This window comes from Marichromatium sp. AB31 (genome assembly GCF_003718685.1).
GTDB classification, from domain to species: Bacteria; Pseudomonadota; Gammaproteobacteria; order Chromatiales; family Chromatiaceae; genus Marichromatium; species Marichromatium gracile.
In genome coordinates this window covers 22,940-38,279 of the sequence record NZ_RHFI01000028.1, presented here as the reverse complement: position 1 = coordinate 38,279, position 15,340 = coordinate 22,940, and the positions used below count along the sequence as shown (strand labels likewise).

Below are 15,340 nucleotides of genomic sequence, written 5' to 3'. Positions count from 1 at the left end.
AGGACCTCGCCGATGATAGTGTGGGGCCTCCCCATGCGAAAGTAGGTCACTGCCAGGACCTTATCCCAAAACCCCCGAGCACCCTGTGCTCGGGGGTTTTACTTTGTGCGCCGAAAAAAGCCGCCAGTCGTCAGCCGTCAGCCGTCAGCCGTCAGCCGTCAGCCGTCAGCCGTCAGCCGTCAGCCGTCAGCCGTCAGCCGTCAGCCGGAAAGATTGAACCGCAAAGACCCAAAGAACGCCAAGGGGAGTCGGGGATGTGCGACTGACGCCGCGGCGTGCGCGAGTGCGTGGCCAGCGTTCGGTTCCTGTCCCGGCGCCGATCGCCGTTCTCAGCAGACGTTGACGCTGGTAAAAGCCGGCAACCCAACCGACGGGGCTGTGCGCCGGACGTCGACCGCCCCCCACATTCAAAACCCTTCGCGCCCTTGGCGCCTTTGCGGTTCAATCTCCTGGCCGCTGGCCGCTGGCCGCTGGCCGCTGGCCGCTGGCCGCTGGCCTTCAATCCCCCTCACGATCTGAGAATGCTCGATTCAGCGCATCCTGGTACTGCATCCGGGTGACCGCATTGAGGCCGTGTCCGCGTCCCTCGCTGAGTCGGGTTTCGAGCAGCCTGAGCCGTCTGGCCGCCTCGGCGCGTGCCTGTGGGTCCTCGATTCGGGCGATGAGCGCCTCGGTGTCGCGGATCTGGCGCAGGGTCTCGATCTCTGGCGGGATGAACCCCGCCCCCTTGAGCAGACGGTAACCGGCGCGCAGGTGTTCGGGGACCATGGCGAGGTCTTCTGTCGGCAGTGGTTTGCCGCTGCCGGGCAGGTCGTCGAGTTCTCCTCGCGCTCGTGCCCGTTCGATATGACGTTCGGCGATTTGATCGATGAGATCCATGTGTCGTGGTTTCGCTTGACTGATCGACTGGGGATTGTAGCTTGGCTGCTGTCATCTCGCGGTCATCGACCAGTCATGCCCTGGGCGTAGATTGCTCCTATGCAACGAGATGGCAAGGGCGGGGTAAGGTGATGCTGGATCGACGATCGCTGATCGAGGACAGACGGGATGGTCTGCGCGAGTCCATGATCGAACTGGGTGAGCGGGTTGCCGGGATGGTGGTCGAGGGGCTCGAGGTCTTGCGTACACGCGATCTGGAGCGAGCGCGCTCCCTGATCGCGGCGGATCAGCAGATCAATGACGCGCGGCGCGCGCTCGAACAGGAGGCGTTGTTGATCCTCGCCGCACACCGACCGGCCGGCCGCGATCTGCGACTGGTTGGCGTGTCACTGGAGATGGTCTCGGAACTCGAACGTATCGCCGATCACGCCGCCGATCTCGGGCGATTGCTGCTGAGACATCCGGGTTGGAACCCAGATTCCCGGGTGTTCGCCTCTCTTTTGGATCTGGGCGAGAACAGCAGACGCTTGCTCGATGAGGTGCTCAATGGCTATTCGCAGGGCGCCGCAAAGGCCATCTCCTATGCTTCAGAAACAGCTTATTTCGCGATAGATCGCGACCTGGATTCGATAAATGTCGACATTATCGCGGCATTGCGCGCAGATCCCGCGAGTGCGGCCGATCAGGTGGCGCTGCTGTGGATGTCACAACATCTCGAACGGATCGCAGAGCGTGCGACCAACATTGCCGGGCAGTTGGTCTATATCGAGACCGGAAACCTCGAGGTACTCGACTGACCCGGATTGATCAGGCCGCTCATCCCCGCTGTTGTCCCCCTTGATCCTCGCCAATCCTCCCCGACCCTCAACAATTGGGCGTCGGGATCAGCGTATGACCACGCTGATTTCCGGGTACCCAAGGAGGGATGAGTGATGCGTGTTCTGGTCATCGGCAGCGGCGTGATCGGTACCACCGCCGCCTATCAACTTGCCCGCGCCGGTGCCGAGGTGACTGTGCTCGAGCGCTGTACCGGCTCCGGTCTGGAGACCAGCTATGCCAATGCCGGTCAGGTCTCGACCGGCTATGCCGCGCCCTGGGCTGCGCCCGGTCTGCCGCTCAAGGCGCTGCGCTGGCTGCTGACCCCGCACGCCCCGCTGCGGGTGCGACCACGGTTGGACGCGGCGATGCTGCGTTTCATGGCGGCGACGCTCGGCAACTGCAGCGCGCGTCACTATGCCCGCAACAAGGCGCGGTTGCTGCGCCTGGCCGAGTACAGCCGGATCGCTCTGGGCGAGTTGCGTGCCGAGATCGGGATCGACTACGACGCCGGCCAGGGCGGGACCCTGCAACTGCTGCGCTCGGCAGCCCAGTTCGATCAGGCACGTCGTGATCGCGACATCCTCGAGCGTAGCGGGCTGCGCTGCGAGCTGCTCGATGTCGAGGGCTGCGTCCGTCACGAGCCCGCGCTCGCCCGGGTCGCCGATCGCCTCGCCGGTGGTCTGCGCTTCCCCGATGACGAGACCGGCGACTGTCTGCGCTTCACCCAGGCATTGGCGGGCCATGCGACCAGGCTCGGGGTCGAGTTCCGCTACGGGGTGCGGGTCGAGGCGCTGCGTGTCCGCGACGGTGCGATCACCGGGGTCGAGACCGACGCCGGGCCCTTGGTCGCCGATCGCTGTCTGCTCGCTGCCGGACTCGACGCGGTGCGGCTGTTGCGCCCGCTCGGCATCCGCGCGCCGATCCATCCGGTCAAGGGCTATTCGCTCACCCTGCCGCTGCTCGATCCCGAGGCCGCGCCGCGCTCGACCTTGATGGACGAGACCAACAAGGTCGCGCTGACCCGGCTGGGCAACCGCTTGCGGGTGGCCGGCACCGCCGAACTCTGTGGCATGGACCTGCGGCTACGACGCGGACGCCTGGAGACCCTGCGGCGGGTGCTCGTCGACCTCTTCCCCGAGGCCGCCGATCCGCGTCAGGCCGAGCCCTGGGCCGGGCTGCGCCCGATGACCCCGGACGGCCCGCCGATCCTGGGCGAGAGCGGTTGTGCGGGGCTCTATCTCGATATCGGACACGGCTCGCTCGGCTGGACCCTGAGCTGCGGGTCGGCGCGTCTGATCGCCGATCTGATGCTCGGCCGAGCCGCCGCGATCGACCCCGAGGGTCTGACCCTGGCGCGCTATCGCGGCGGCTGGCTGGCCGCCTGAGCGGCTCAGAACACCTGGGTCGCAGCCACCGCGGCGAGCACCAGGAAGAACGCACCGGAGATGCGATGTACCAGTACGATCGGTAGCCGTGCGAGTAATCGGCAGCCGACGAAGACCCCGAGCGCGGCGGTCACGCCCATCGCCAGGTTGGCGCCGATCCACACCGGCAACGGTGCCAGGGTAGTGGCCATACCGGCGACGGCAAGCTGGGTCTTGTCGCCCATCTCGGCGAGGAACAGCAGCAGGAAGGTCGCGACCAGGATGCTGTGCCCGGAGCGTTGCACCGTCTTCTCGTCACTCTCCATCTCGTCCTCGGTGGTGCGTAGCGCGATGACCCCGAAGGTCGCGAACAGCAGTGCGACCGCTGCGGCCAGCCACTGGTCGGGGATCCACTGGGTGAGCGCGGCGCCGAACAGCACCGCCAGGGTGTTGAGCAACAGGAAGGCGGCGAGTGCGCCGAACAGCACCGGCCAGTGACGGTGACGGGCGGCGAGCGCCATGCACACCAGCTGGCTCTTGTCGCCCATCTCGGCGAGTGCGACCAGCGCGAATGTGGCGAACAGTGTGCCGCCATCGGTCGAGATCATGGTGGTATCGATCATGCCGCTGCGTACCCCTCGATCGCTTGGGGCGTGGCGGTGCGCGGTGAACGGCGCTGGGCCGTGGTCGTCGGAGGTGACATCGGATGGGATCCTCGAGGCCGGGCGCAGGCACAAGACTCGAACACGATGACGCGCGCCCGGCCCATTGGCCGTCGCGTTCGTGCTCGAGGTCTCGTCAAGCCCGTCGGGCCGCATCCGCCATGGCGATCGCCAAGTCTGTTGACGGATGCCCCGCGCGCTGCGCGGGAGACTACTCCCCTCGGAGTGGGCCGCGATTCTCGCCGCCCGGGGTGGGGGTGTCAAGTCAGCCGCCAGCCGCCAGCCGCCAGCCGCCAGCCGCCAGCAGAATTGAACCGCAAAGCCTCGAAGGGCGCGAAGGGCTGCAGCGATCAGTTGCCAGCGCGGCGTGCCCTGCGGCTTCGGTTGGATCGAAGCGCCGCTGGGGCTGACCGCTCGCTTGAGTCCTTGTGGTCCGGGTTCTTCTGGCCCCATCTCCAGGGTTCGGGCGTTGGATGGAGGGTGGGGAGATGCAGGGTTCGGATTCTGGGCTGTTGGAGGGGATCGCGCGAGACGAGGAGGGTTATCTGCTCGATCCCGCGATGTGGACGCCGGCGCTCGCCGAGGCGCTTGCGGCCGAGGATGGGCTGGAGCTCGACGCCTCGCGGCTGGAGATCGTGCGCTTCGTGCGTGAGCGCTTCGAACGCACCGAGTCGGTCCCCGAGGCGCGGCGGGTGCTCGCGCACATGCGCGATCTCTGGGGCGCGGAGCAGGCGACCCGCCGCGCGCTCTATCGGTTGTTCCCGCGCGGCTACGGCCAGCAGGCGTGCAAGATCGCCGGGATGCGCAAGCCGCGCAAGCTGATGCTCGACGTTTGACCCAGCCGCCAGGGGATTGAACCGCAAAGACCCAAAGGACACGAAGAAAGCGACCAGCCTTCAGCAAACAGCCTCCAGTGTCGGTTTGCGGTCAACCGCGACGCGACGAGACAACCCTGCCCCCTCACTGGAGGCTGGCGGCTGGAAGCCTTTCTTCATCTTCGCGCTCTTGGCGCCTTGGCGGTTCGAACCAGCTTCCAGCGATCAGCTTCCAGCCTCCAGTCGGGGAGGTTGGTGTGCATGATCGGCGATTGACGGGCAAGACGGTATCTTGGCGGTTCAATCTTCTGATCGCTGATCGCCGAGCCTTCGTAGGTTGGGTTGCCGTTTTCGGCAACCCAACGTCTGCCTTGGGTGCTGGTTTGTCTCAGCGCTCGATGCGGATCCGCCAGGTCAGGGTGGTGCGTCCCTCGGCGGGCACCTCCAAACGCCACACCGCGAGGTCGGCGGCGGCCTTGGTGTGGTCGGCGCTCTCGTCGAGCATGCGCCAGTCGCCGGAGATGCGCTCGCGCACCTCGACCGTCGTCGCCGTGTCCCGGGCGTTGGCCAGCTCAAGCTCGAAGCCGAGTTCGACGGTGTCGTCGCCGATCCGTTCGAGGTCGGTCTGGCGGCGCCGGGCGGTGACGTCGAAGCTCTCGCCGAGGGTCAGGGTGACACGCTGATCAGTGGGCGTGTGGTCGATGGCGTCCTCGCCGACGAACTGGGCCTGTCCGTCGCTGTCTTGCGCATAGACTCGGATTACCCCGCGCGGCAGCGGCATGTCCGGTCCCGCTGCGTCGTTGACGAAGCTCAGGGTGGTACGCACCGGCAGGCGACTCCAGCCGTCGCCGTTGCGGGCGCCGAGCTGTCGTCCGTTCACCACCAGCAGGCGCTCGACCGGGATCGCCTCGGCGGCGAACAGCGCGACCTGCTTGGTCTGGTTGTTGAGCAGATCGGTGCGCCGGGGCAGGGTGTAGAGATGATAGGCGTCGAGCTGTTCGCGCGCGGGCATGGCATCCTCGGCCATGTTTACCCCGAAGCGTATGGACTTTATCGCGCTGACGCGCTCGCGCACCTGGTTGAGTTCGCCGGCGACGAGCTGGAGACGGGCGTCGCGATAGGCCACGCCGCTACGATTGTCGAGCGTGACCCAGGCGTTGAGGGTCATGCGATCGTTGTGCTCGGGGTCGAGCTCGGCGACATAGTCGGCCCGCCAGGACAGCCCGCCGCTGAGATAGGAGAGTTCGAGCGCGCGCGCGCCCGCCGCCTCGGTCTCGAGATGCAGCACCAAGGTCGGCTGATCGCGCAGGTCGGTGGGGACGTCGGGATAGATCAGGTGGCCGACCACCTCGGTCTCGATACGATCGTCGTAGCGCAGCACCACGCCACCGTTGGCCGCCAGCACCCGGGCACGTTCACGGGTACGCTCGCCCTCGGCGTCGGTGCGCACCACCTCGATCTCGCGTCCGACGTACTTCTGCAGCAGGCTCTCGGGGGTGAGCAGGTCGTAGTCGAAGTTCTGTTCCAGCAGTCGCAGTGTGCCGCCGCCCTCGGGTGCGGAGAGCAGGGCCGTCTCCGGGCGGATCTCGGCCGAGACGTTGCGCCAGGCGATGCGGTTTTCGCCCGCTGCAAGCTCGACCCGGCGCCGGTCCCGTACCAGCGCCAGGTCCTCGTTGTAGATGGTCACCCCGAGCCCCTCGCGGGCGCTGTCGTCGAGTCGCAACTCATCGGCGGCGCCGGCCTGGAGCGCGCCGCCGAGGGCGAGCGCGAGCGGGATCCGGGCGAATGGGTGCTGGCGGTTGGGCATGGTGCGGTCTCCTGTGGACGGGCGGGTTAGCCGAGCGTGTGGAGCAGGACCACCTCGGGGCGCATGCGCCAGTGGGCGGGCGACTCGATACCGCTGATCCGGTCGCCGATCCCGGGGGCGGAGAGATCGAGATCGTACAGCGCCACGCTGCGGCGCTGGTTGGCGTTCATGAACACCCGAACCACGGGCTGCAAGGGTCCCTTGCGCCCGCCGCCCACCACCACGCCGAGCAGGCCGCTGTCGAGTCGCACCAGGCTGCCGACCGGATAGATCCCGAGACAGCGGATGAAGCGCTGGACCAGGTCGGCGTCGAAGTGGAAACGGCTCCACTCGAGCAGCTTGCGCAGCGCCAGGTGTGGCTCAAGGCCGGTCTGGTAGACCCGGTCGGCGGTGATCGCGTCATAGACATCGATGATCGCCGCCATCCGCCCCTGGCGCGAGATCTCCAGTCCGCGCCGTCCGCGTGGATAGCCCGAGCCGTCCAGGCGTTCGTGGTGCTCGGCGATCAGCCTCAGCGCGGCCTCGGGCATGCCGGGGAGGGTGCGCAACAGCTCGTGGGCGTGCAGCACATGAGCGTGCACCAGGGCGAGCTCGTCATCGGTGAGTGCGCCTGGTTTGTTGACGATCCCCTCCGGGATCAGGCTCTTGCCGATGTCGTGGAGCAGGGCGCCGAGCGCGATCTCGGCGGTATGGGCGCGTTCGAGTCCGAGGGTGCGGGCGAAGGCGATGGTGAGGACTGCGGCGTTGAACGAGTGCTCTAGGGTGTAGCGCCCGATGCGTCGGACCCGGGTCAGACCGAGCAGGGCGTCGCGATTGCGCTCGAGCGAGTCCATCAGCGCTTCGATCAACTCGGTCAGCGGCGGCAGCTCGGGTGGTTGGCCCCGTCCGGTCTGCTCCATGGCGCGACGGATCAGCTCGAGGGCCTGACGCTGGAGCGGGCGGGCGCGTCTGAGTTCGGTAGCCAGCGGAGTCGGCGGTTGCTCGGGCGGTTGGGCGAGTGCAACCTGGGTCATTTCCTGCTCGAGGTCCTGCTCGACCTCGTTCTGGGTGCGGGCGTCGGCGATGTCGAGGCCCTTGTCGGTGTCGATGTAGAGTTCACGGATGCCGAGGCTGCGGATCTGCGCCAGCGCGCGCGCATCCTCAAGGAGGAAGTCGCTGCGCGCGAGCGGGTGGTCGGACCAGCCGAAGTTGAGGTCATGGACGTGCATGCCGGGGCGCAGCTGGTCGATCGCGATCTTCTTGATCACCGTGGACAGTCTCCATTGTTCGTCGCGAGGTCGGACTGCATGCCAGCGTTCATGGCAGGGGCTGCAGCAGGTCCTCCGGGCGGATGCCCCAGCGTTCGGGCGGCTCGGCGCTGAGGATCGACTCCTCGGCCTCGATCGCGGGATCGGACAGGTCCAGCTCGTCGGGTGGAAGATAACGGCGGCGCTGGATATCGAGCACCAGACGTACCTTGGGGTGGCGCACGCCGCTGCGCCCGGTACCGACCACCACCGCGAGGCGCTGGCTCTTGAGTCGGACCAGGGTGCCGACCGGGTAGATGCCGACGCAGCGGATGAAGTGTTGCACCAGCCCGGCATCGAGATGATGACTGCTCCACTCGAGCAGTTTGCGTAGCGCCCGGTGAGGGTCCATGCCCTTGTGATAGACGCGATCGGAGGTGATGGCGTCGTAGACGTCGACGATCGCCGCCATGCGTCCGTATCTGCTGATCTGGTCGCCGATCTTGCCGTCGGGGTAGCCGTTGCCGTCGATGCGCTCATGATGCTCGGCGGCGACGGCCAGGGCCACTGGTGGAATGCCGGGGGCGCGGGCGAGGATGTCGCGGCTGTCGACGACGTGACCGCGTATGATCTCGACCTCGGCGGCGTTCAGTCGTCCGGGCTTGTTGAGCACCTCGGGGGGGGTGAGGGTCTTGCCGATGTCGTGGAGCAGGGCACCGACGCCGATCTGGTGGACCAGCTCGGGGGAGAGCTTCATCGTGGTGGCGAAGGAGGTCATCAGCACGGCGACGTTGACCGAGTGCTCGAAGGTGTAGCGGTCCATGCGGCGGATCCGCGTCAGCCCGAGCAGCGCGTCGCGGTTGCGGAAGATCGAGCCGACCATGCGACTGATCACCGGGTCGGTGCGCTCGACGTCGATCTGACGACCCAGGCGTACGTCCTCCATCAGCTCGCGAATCAGCTGGTTGGCCTCGCGGTGGACCTTGCGGGCCTGCTCCTGCTCGTCCTCGAGGGTGGTTGGCTGATGGGGGTCCGGGGAGTTGTCGGCGACCTCGACCATTTCGCGTTCGAGCGCCGCCTCGACCTCCAGGCGGCTCGGTGCGCTGGCGACGTCGAGCCCCTTGTCGGTGTCGATGTAGAGTTCGCGGATGCCGAGGCTGCGCACCTGCGCCAGGGACTGTTCGTCCTCGATCAGGAAGTCGTTGCGCACATAGGGGTGATCGGTCCAGCCGAAGTTGAGATCATGGATGTGCATCCCCGGGCGAAGCTGATCGATACGGATCTTTTTAATCATGCCGTCTTGCTGATTGTCCGTCGTGCCGGTACGAGCGCGTCGAGATCTTGCTGCTCGCTGGTTCGACGGACATCATACGATCAAACGCGCGCCCCGGGCAGTCCCGCCCCGGGGCGCGCGGCGCGGTCAGTCGGCGCGCTCCGTCTGGCGTGTTGCGCCGGTTGCGGGGATGAGCTGCTCGGTGCGCAGGATCGTCTCCTTGGCCTCGCCGTTGATCCAGCGCTTCTCGCGTGGGTCGCGCACGGCATAGCGCCCGGTGCGCTTCTGGTAGATCACATAGTCCTCGGTCTGCTTGATCTGCTTCATCGTGAACCTCCGGTTTCTCGTTGATACAGATGATCGGCCGCGGTCGCGGCCGGTGCCGCCGGGGCGGGGTGACTAGCGACGGTCGTCGGGGTAGGGGCCGCGCGGCTGGCCCGGGTCGCGCTCGATCTCGATGCGGAACTGTGCGAGCAGTGCGGCGATGGCACCGAGCGCGGTGAGCACCGGGGCGATCAGGGTGAGCGCCGCGGCGACGCCGAGTCCGGCATTGAGCGGGACGTCGGTGAGGATCTGGCCGCTGGGGCGGCGCACGATCAGCCGTCTGACGTTGCCCTGGCGCACCAGTTCCTTGATCTTGTCGACCAGCGCGCCGCCGGCGACCGTGAATTCTTCGCGGGTCGGTCGTCGGTGATCGTCTCTCATGTCTGATTCCTCGGTGTTTCTGGCTTGGATGATCGGGGCCGGGCGATGCCCGGCGGTGTTTCAGTTCGTCGTGCGTGTCGCGGGAAAGGTTCCGTCGACATAGACCCAGTGTCCCTCGAGCCGGATGAAGCGGCTGCGCTCGTGCAGCCGATGTGCGCGACCGCCGATCTTGTAGCGGGCGACGAACTCGACCGTGCCCTGGTCGTCGTCGGGGCCGCCGGCGCTGCTGGCGAGGATGCGCAGTCCGAGCCAACGCGGTGGCGGATCGTCGGGGCCGAGATCACTCGGGCAGTGTTCGGGGTGCCAGGTGGCGCGCAGATAATCGTACGCCTCCAGGGTGAAGGCGGTGTAGCGCGAGCGCATCAGCCGCTCGGCGCTCTCGGCGTGCGCCTCCCCGGCCAGATAAGGCCCGCAGCACTCCGCGAGCGCCTTGCCGCTGCCGCAGGGGCAGGCGCTCGTCTTCACCACGGGGCTTGGCGTGTTCAGGCGGGCCATAGTGGTCCGGCCTCCATGGCGAGGAGCTGCTCGCGCAGCTGGGCGATGTGCTGTTCCCAGTAGTGCGTGGTGGCGAACCAGGGGAAGGCGGCGGGAAAGGCCGGGTCCTGCCAGCGCCGCGCCAGCCAGGCAGCGTGGTGGATCAGGCGCAGGGTGCGCAGCGCCTCGACCAGGTGCAGCTCGCGCACGTCGAAATCGCAGAAGTCCTCGTAGCCGGCGAGCACGTCGGCGAGCTGTCGGCTCTGCTCGGCACGGCTTCCCGAGAGCAGCATCCACAGATCCTGCACCGCCGGGCCGCTGCGCGCGTCGTCGAAGTCGACGAAGTGCGGTCCGGCGTCGGTCCACAGCAGGTTGCCGCGATGGCAGTCGCCGTGCAGCCGGATCTCGCGTACCCGTCCGGCGCGCGCGTAGCACTCGGCGACCGCCGCGAGCGCGCTAGCGCTCACCTCGGTGTAGGTCTCGCGCAGCTCGGCGGGGATCCACTCTTGATCGAGCAGCAACACGCGCGGGCCGGTGCCGAAGGCGTCGATGTCGAGTCGCGGGCGGTGCGCGAAGGGGCGGGTGGCGCCGACGGCGTGGATGCGGCCGATGAAGCGCCCGACCCACTCCAGCACCTCGGGGTCGTCGAGCTCGGGGTCGCGCCCGCCGCGTCTCGGGCTGACCGAGAAGCGGTGTCCGGCGAAGTGGTGCAGCGTCTCCCCCTTGATACGCAGCGGCGCGATCGCCGGGATTTCGCGCTCTGCCAGCTCGGTGGCGAAGTCGTGTTCCTCGGCGATCGCCGCATCGCTCCAGCGACCGGGGCGATAGAACTTGACCACCACCGGCGTGGTCTCGTCGAGACCGATCTGGTAGACGCGGTTTTCGTAGCTGTTGAGCGCGAGCATGCGCCCGTCGGGGACCAGGTCGACCGACTCGATGGCATCGAGGATGCGGTCGGGGCCGAGGTCGGCATAGGGTGTGGGATCGGTTGTATCCATGGCACGATTCTACGCGGATCGCCGCCCGCCCGGGGAGCACGATCGGAGATCCAGCCGCTGCTGCGCCGTTCCATGCCCGAGGAGTCCTGATGAAGATGCGTACGACACTGCTCTGTACCCTGCTGGCGCTGTGGCTGCCGCTCGCCGCGGGTGCCGCGCCCTGGCGGGTGTTCGCCGTCGGTGATCTCCCCTACGGCGGGTCCGAGCTGGCCGGGTTGCGGGCGCTGTTCACGCATGCCGCTGCCGAGGGCAGCCCCTTTCTGATCCATGTCGGTGACATCAAGAGCGGCTCGCAGCCGTGCACCGACGCCCAGCTGGCGGGGATCGCCGGGTTGTTCGCGGCACAGCCGGTGCCGGTGGTCTACACCCCGGGCGACAACGAATGGACCGATTGCCATCGTCTGCTGGCCGGCGGCCACGATCCGTTGCAGCGGCTCGCGCGGGTGCGCGCGCTCTTCTTTGAAGACCCCGCCGTGCTGCGGCTCGGGCAGCTCGGCGCCCGGGCCGCAACGCCCGACTATCCCGAACTCTACCGCTTCGTTCATCGTCGGGTGATGTTCGTCGTGTTGCACGTGGTCGGCAGTCACGATGGCGCGCGCCGGGCCGAGCCGCGTGCACAGGCCGAGTCGGCGGCGCGGCGCGCGGCCAATCGCGCGTTGCTGCGCGAGGCGGCCGACGCGGCCCGGGTGGCGGGACTCGATGCGCTGGTGGTGGTCTTCCATGTCGATCCGCTGTTCGAGCGCCGCCGCGCCCCGCGGGCGCTGGGCTGGGTGCGCGAGGCCCTCGCCGAGACCCTGGCGCGCTTTCCCGGGCCGGTGCTGGCGCTGCACGGCGACACCCACCGGCTGCGTCACGATCGACCGCTGCAGGGTGGGGCGGGTGACCGGCTGGTACGTGTCGAGGTGCCGGGGTCGCCCTCGATCGGTGGGGTCTGGATCACCATCGATCCGATCGCCGACGAACCCTTCCAGATCGAGCCGGTGTGGGCGCAAGGGCGTGATCTCGATGGTGAGAATTGAGTTTTACCCCTCAGCGGACTACTCTAGGGGATTCCCTTTTTCGCACCGTTCGCACCGAGGACAGAGTCTATGGGCGCCAGGACCCTCTACGACAAACTCTGGGATGAGCACGTCGTGCGCGTCGACGAGACCGGCACGGCACTGCTCTATATCGATCGTCAGCTGATCCACGAGGTCACCTCGCCCCAGGCCTTCGAGGGGCTGCGTCTGGCCGGGCGCCAGCCGTGGCGTACCACCGCGAACCTCGCGGTGCCGGATCACAACGTGCCCACCAGTGGCCGTGCCCAGGGCATCGCCGACCCGGTCTCGCGACTGCAGGTCGAGACCCTCGACGCCAACTGCGCCGAGTTCGGCATCCGCGAGTTCCCGATGTCCGACCAGCGCCAGGGCGTGGTGCACGTGATCGGTCCCGAGCAGGGCTTCACCCTGCCGGGTTCGACCGTTGTCTGCGGTGACTCCCACACCGCCACCCACGGCGCCTTCGGCGCCCTGGCCTTCGGCATCGGCACCTCCGAGGTCGAGCACGTGATGGCCACCCAGTGTCTGATCCAGCGCAAGTCGAAGTCGATGCTGATCCGCGTCGACGGCCAGCTCGGCGAGGGCGTCACCGCCAAGGACATCGTGCTTGCAGTGATCGGCAAGATCGGCACCGCCGGTGGCACCGGCTATGTCATCGAGTTCGCCGGCGAGGCGATCGAGGCGCTGACCATGGAAGGGCGCATGACGGTCTGCAACATGGCCATCGAGGCCGGGGCGCGCGCCGGGCTGATCGGCGTCGACGAGAAGACCGTGGAGTTCATGCGCGGGCGTCCGCTGGCCCCCGAGGGTGAGCTGTTCGAGCGTGCCGCCGCGCACTGGCGCACCCTGGTCACCGATCCGGGCGCCGCGTTCGACGAGGTCGTGGAGATCGACGCCGCCAGCATCGCGCCGCAGGTCACCTGGGGCACCTCGCCCGAGATGGTGCTCGACATCAACGGCCGGGTGCCGGATCCGGCCGCCGAGGCCGACGCGGTCAAGGCCGCCAGCATCCGTCGCGCGCTCGAGTACATGGGGCTCGAGGCGGGGATGGCGATTACCGACATCCGTCCCGACAAGGTCTTCATCGGCTCCTGCACCAACTCGCGCATCGAGGATCTGCGCGCCGCCGCCGAGATCGCCAAGGGCCGCAAGGTCGCCCCCGGCATCAAGCTGGCGATGGTGGTGCCGGGCTCGGGTCTGGTGAAAGAGCAGGCCGAGGCCGAGGGGCTCGACAAGGTCTTCGCCGAGGCCGGGTTCGAGTGGCGCGAGCCGGGCTGCTCGATGTGTCTGGCGATGAACGCCGACCGTCTGGAGCCGGGCGAGCGTTGCGCATCGACCTCCAACCGTAACTTCGAGGGCCGTCAGGGGCAGGGTGGTCGCACCCACCTGGTGAGTCCCGCCATGGCCGCCGCCGCCGCGGTGACCGGGCACTTTGTCGACGTGAGGGAGCTGTGATGGAAGCGTTCAAGAACTTCACCGGCGTGGTGGCGCCGCTCGATCGGGCCAACATCGACACCGACGCGATCATCCCCAAGCAGTTCCTCAAGAGCATCCAGCGCGCCGGCTTCGGTCCCTATCTGTTCGACGAGCTGCGCTATCTCGATCACGGCGAGCCGGGGATGGACTGCAGCAACCGTCCGCTCAACCCCGAGTTCGTGCTCAACGACGATCGTTACGCCAGCGCCGAGATCCTGCTCGCGCGCGAGAACTTCGGTTGCGGCTCCTCGCGCGAGCACGCCCCCTGGGCACTGGCCGACTTCGGCTTGCGGGTGATCCTGGCACCGAGCTTCGCCGACATCTTCTTCAACAACTGTTTCAAGAACGGCATCCTGCCGATCGTGCTGCCGGCCCCGGTGATCGACGCCCTGTTCGGCAAGGCGACCGGTCCCGAGGCGCTGCGCATCACCGTCGACCTGCCCGGTCAGACGCTGATCCTCGATGACGCCACCCGCATCGCCTTCGACATCGACGCCGGCAACAAGCACCGGCTGATCGAGGGGCTCGACGACATCGGCCTCACCCTGCAGGAGGTCGACACCATCCGCGCCTACGAGGAGCGCCGTCGCGCCGAGGCGCCCTGGCTGTTCATCTGACCCGGTCGCCCGCGCCGTCGCGGCGCGGGCGGGTCCTGACGGCCGCCGTTCGGGCGGCCATCGTCCAAGTATTCGGAGAAATCCCTTGAGCAAGAAGATTCTGGTTCTCGCCGGTGACGGTATCGGTCCCGAGATCGTCGCCGAGGCGATCAAGGTGCTCGACGCGCTGCAGGCCGAGGGCGCGATCGACGTGACCATGGAAGAGGCCCTGGTCGGCGGTGCGGCCTATGACGACTGCGGCGATCCGCTGCCGGCGGCCACCCTGGAGGCGGCCAAGGCCTCCGATGCGGTGCTGCTCGGCGCCGTGGGTGGGCCGAAGTGGGAACCGCTGCATTTCTCCAAGCGCCCCGAGCGCGGTCTGCTCGGGCTGCGCGCCGGCCTGGGGCTGTTTGCCAACCTGCGCCCGGCCTTCCTCTACCCGCAGCTGGCCGACGCCTCCACCCTCAAGTCCGAGGTGGTCTCCGGGCTCGACATCATGATCGTGCGCGAGCTGACCGGCGGCATCTACTTCGGTGAGCCGCGCGGCGTCGAGACCCTGGAGTCGGGCGAGCGCTACGGCTACAACACCCTCTGCTACAAGGAGTCGGAGGTCAAGCGCATCTGCCGCGTTGCCTACGACATCGCCATGAAGCGCGGCAAGCGGGTGTGCTCGGTCGACAAGGCCAACGTGCTCGAGGTCACCGAGATGTGGCGCGAGGTGGCGATCGAGACCGCCGCCGACTACCCCGAGATCGAACTCTCGCACATGTATGTCGACAACGCCTCGATGCAGCTGGTGCGCGCGCCCAAGCAGTTCGACGTGATGGTCACCACCAACATGTTCGGCGACATCCTCTCCGACTGCGCGGCCATGCTCACCGGCTCGATCGGCATGCTGCCCTCGGCCTCGCTCAACGCCGAGGGCCAGGGCATGTACGAGCCGATCCACGGCTCGGCCCCCGATATCGCCGGTCGCGGCATCGCCAACCCGCTGGCCACCATCCTCTCGGTGGCGATGATGCTGCGCTACTCGCTCGACGCGGGCGAGGCGGCCGATCGCATCGAGGCGGCGGTCTCCAAGGTGCTCGATCAGGGCCTGCGCACCGGCGACATCATGTCCGAGGGCATGCGCCAGGTCGGCACCGCCGAGATGGGCGATGCGGTGGTCGCGGCGCTGCGCGCCTGAGCCGATCGCGCCGAACGCCGGTC

The 15,340-nt window shown here is 67.9% G+C and carries 16 protein-coding genes and 1 riboswitch; of the genes, 7 read left to right on the top strand and 9 right to left on the bottom strand.

Going from position 1 to position 15,340, the window contains the following annotated elements:
• Positions 1-498 precede the first annotated feature (498 nt).
• Positions 499-879, bottom strand: coding sequence for a DnaJ family domain-containing protein (locus EBL84_RS15015; RefSeq protein WP_123141558.1), 381 nt, complete (start codon positions 877-879; stop codon positions 499-501).
• Positions 880-1,010: 131 nt separating this feature from the next.
• On the opposite strand from EBL84_RS15015, the gene EBL84_RS15010 reads away from it, so the two are divergent.
• Positions 1,011-1,676 carry a PhoU domain-containing protein gene (locus EBL84_RS15010; RefSeq protein ID WP_123141557.1) on the top strand — a complete coding sequence of 222 codons (666 nt, stop codon included), beginning with the start codon at positions 1,011-1,013 and terminating at the stop codon, positions 1,674-1,676.
• Positions 1,677-1,811: 135 nt separating this feature from the next.
• On the top strand, positions 1,812-3,083 hold the full coding sequence (locus EBL84_RS15005) for a D-amino acid dehydrogenase (protein WP_123141556.1): 1,272 nt from the start codon (positions 1,812-1,814) through the stop codon (positions 3,081-3,083).
• Between the two features lie 5 nt (positions 3,084-3,088).
• Here EBL84_RS15005 and EBL84_RS15000 read toward each other — a convergent pair whose 3' ends face one another.
• The gene (locus EBL84_RS15000; protein WP_123141555.1) at positions 3,089-3,685 is read right to left on the bottom strand and encodes a TMEM165/GDT1 family protein; all 597 of its coding nucleotides are present in this window, start codon (positions 3,683-3,685) and stop codon (positions 3,089-3,091) included.
• Between the two features lie 95 nt (positions 3,686-3,780).
• A riboswitch (yybP-ykoY riboswitch) is annotated at positions 3,781-3,951 on the bottom strand.
• A gap of 261 nt (positions 3,952-4,212) precedes the next feature.
• On the opposite strand from EBL84_RS15000, the gene EBL84_RS14995 reads away from it, so the two are divergent.
• Entirely contained in the window at positions 4,213-4,560 is a 348-nt protein-coding gene (locus EBL84_RS14995; RefSeq protein ID WP_123141554.1) for a TusE/DsrC/DsvC family sulfur relay protein, read from the top strand.
• Between the two features lie 367 nt (positions 4,561-4,927).
• Here EBL84_RS14995 and EBL84_RS14990 read toward each other — a convergent pair whose 3' ends face one another.
• From EBL84_RS14990 to EBL84_RS14960, 7 genes are all read right to left on the bottom strand, one after another.
• The gene (locus EBL84_RS14990) at positions 4,928-6,346 is read right to left on the bottom strand and encodes a DUF4139 domain-containing protein (RefSeq protein ID WP_123141553.1); all 1,419 of its coding nucleotides are present in this window, start codon (positions 6,344-6,346) and stop codon (positions 4,928-4,930) included.
• Between the two features lie 26 nt (positions 6,347-6,372).
• A complete protein-coding gene (locus tag EBL84_RS14985) occupies positions 6,373-7,593 on the bottom strand; it encodes an HD-GYP domain-containing protein (RefSeq protein ID WP_123141552.1) in 1,221 nt (406 codons plus the stop codon).
• A 49-nt stretch (positions 7,594-7,642) separates the two neighbouring features.
• The gene (locus EBL84_RS14980; RefSeq protein ID WP_123141551.1) at positions 7,643-8,866 is read right to left on the bottom strand and encodes an HD-GYP domain-containing protein; all 1,224 of its coding nucleotides are present in this window, start codon (positions 8,864-8,866) and stop codon (positions 7,643-7,645) included.
• A 126-nt stretch (positions 8,867-8,992) separates the two neighbouring features.
• Positions 8,993-9,172, bottom strand: coding sequence for a hypothetical protein (locus EBL84_RS14975; protein WP_123141550.1), 180 nt, complete (start codon positions 9,170-9,172; stop codon positions 8,993-8,995).
• Positions 9,173-9,244: 72 nt separating this feature from the next.
• Complete coding sequence (locus EBL84_RS14970) at positions 9,245-9,550, bottom strand: DUF4342 domain-containing protein (RefSeq protein ID WP_062275694.1); 306 nt, start codon at positions 9,548-9,550, stop codon at positions 9,245-9,247.
• A 60-nt stretch (positions 9,551-9,610) separates the two neighbouring features.
• On the bottom strand, positions 9,611-10,045 hold the full coding sequence (locus EBL84_RS14965) for a YchJ family protein (RefSeq protein WP_123141549.1): 435 nt from the start codon (positions 10,043-10,045) through the stop codon (positions 9,611-9,613).
• On the bottom strand, positions 10,033-11,022 hold the full coding sequence (locus EBL84_RS14960; protein ID WP_123141548.1) for a serine/threonine protein kinase: 990 nt from the start codon (positions 11,020-11,022) through the stop codon (positions 10,033-10,035). Before EBL84_RS14960 ends, EBL84_RS14965 begins: the two co-directional genes overlap by 13 nt.
• An 89-nt stretch (positions 11,023-11,111) precedes the next feature.
• On the opposite strand from EBL84_RS14960, the gene EBL84_RS14955 reads away from it, so the two are divergent.
• The 4 genes from EBL84_RS14955 to leuB all read left to right on the top strand — a co-directional run bounded on the left by EBL84_RS14955 (position 11,112) and on the right by leuB (position 15,317).
• Positions 11,112-12,041: a metallophosphoesterase gene (locus tag EBL84_RS14955; protein ID WP_123141547.1), complete on the top strand. Its 930-nt coding sequence runs from the start codon at positions 11,112-11,114 to the stop codon at positions 12,039-12,041.
• A 69-nt stretch (positions 12,042-12,110) separates the two neighbouring features.
• A complete protein-coding gene (gene leuC, locus EBL84_RS14950; protein WP_123141546.1) occupies positions 12,111-13,514 on the top strand; it encodes a 3-isopropylmalate dehydratase large subunit in 1,404 nt (467 codons plus the stop codon).
• Positions 13,514-14,152: a 3-isopropylmalate dehydratase small subunit gene (gene leuD / locus EBL84_RS14945; RefSeq protein ID WP_123141545.1), complete on the top strand. Its 639-nt coding sequence runs from the start codon at positions 13,514-13,516 to the stop codon at positions 14,150-14,152. Before leuC ends, leuD begins: the two co-directional genes overlap by 1 nt.
• An 85-nt stretch (positions 14,153-14,237) precedes the next feature.
• Positions 14,238-15,317 (top strand): 3-isopropylmalate dehydrogenase, encoded by a 1,080-nt coding sequence (gene leuB / locus EBL84_RS14940; protein ID WP_062275706.1) that lies wholly within the window; start codon positions 14,238-14,240, stop codon positions 15,315-15,317.
• The last annotated feature ends 23 nt before the right edge of the window (positions 15,318-15,340 follow it).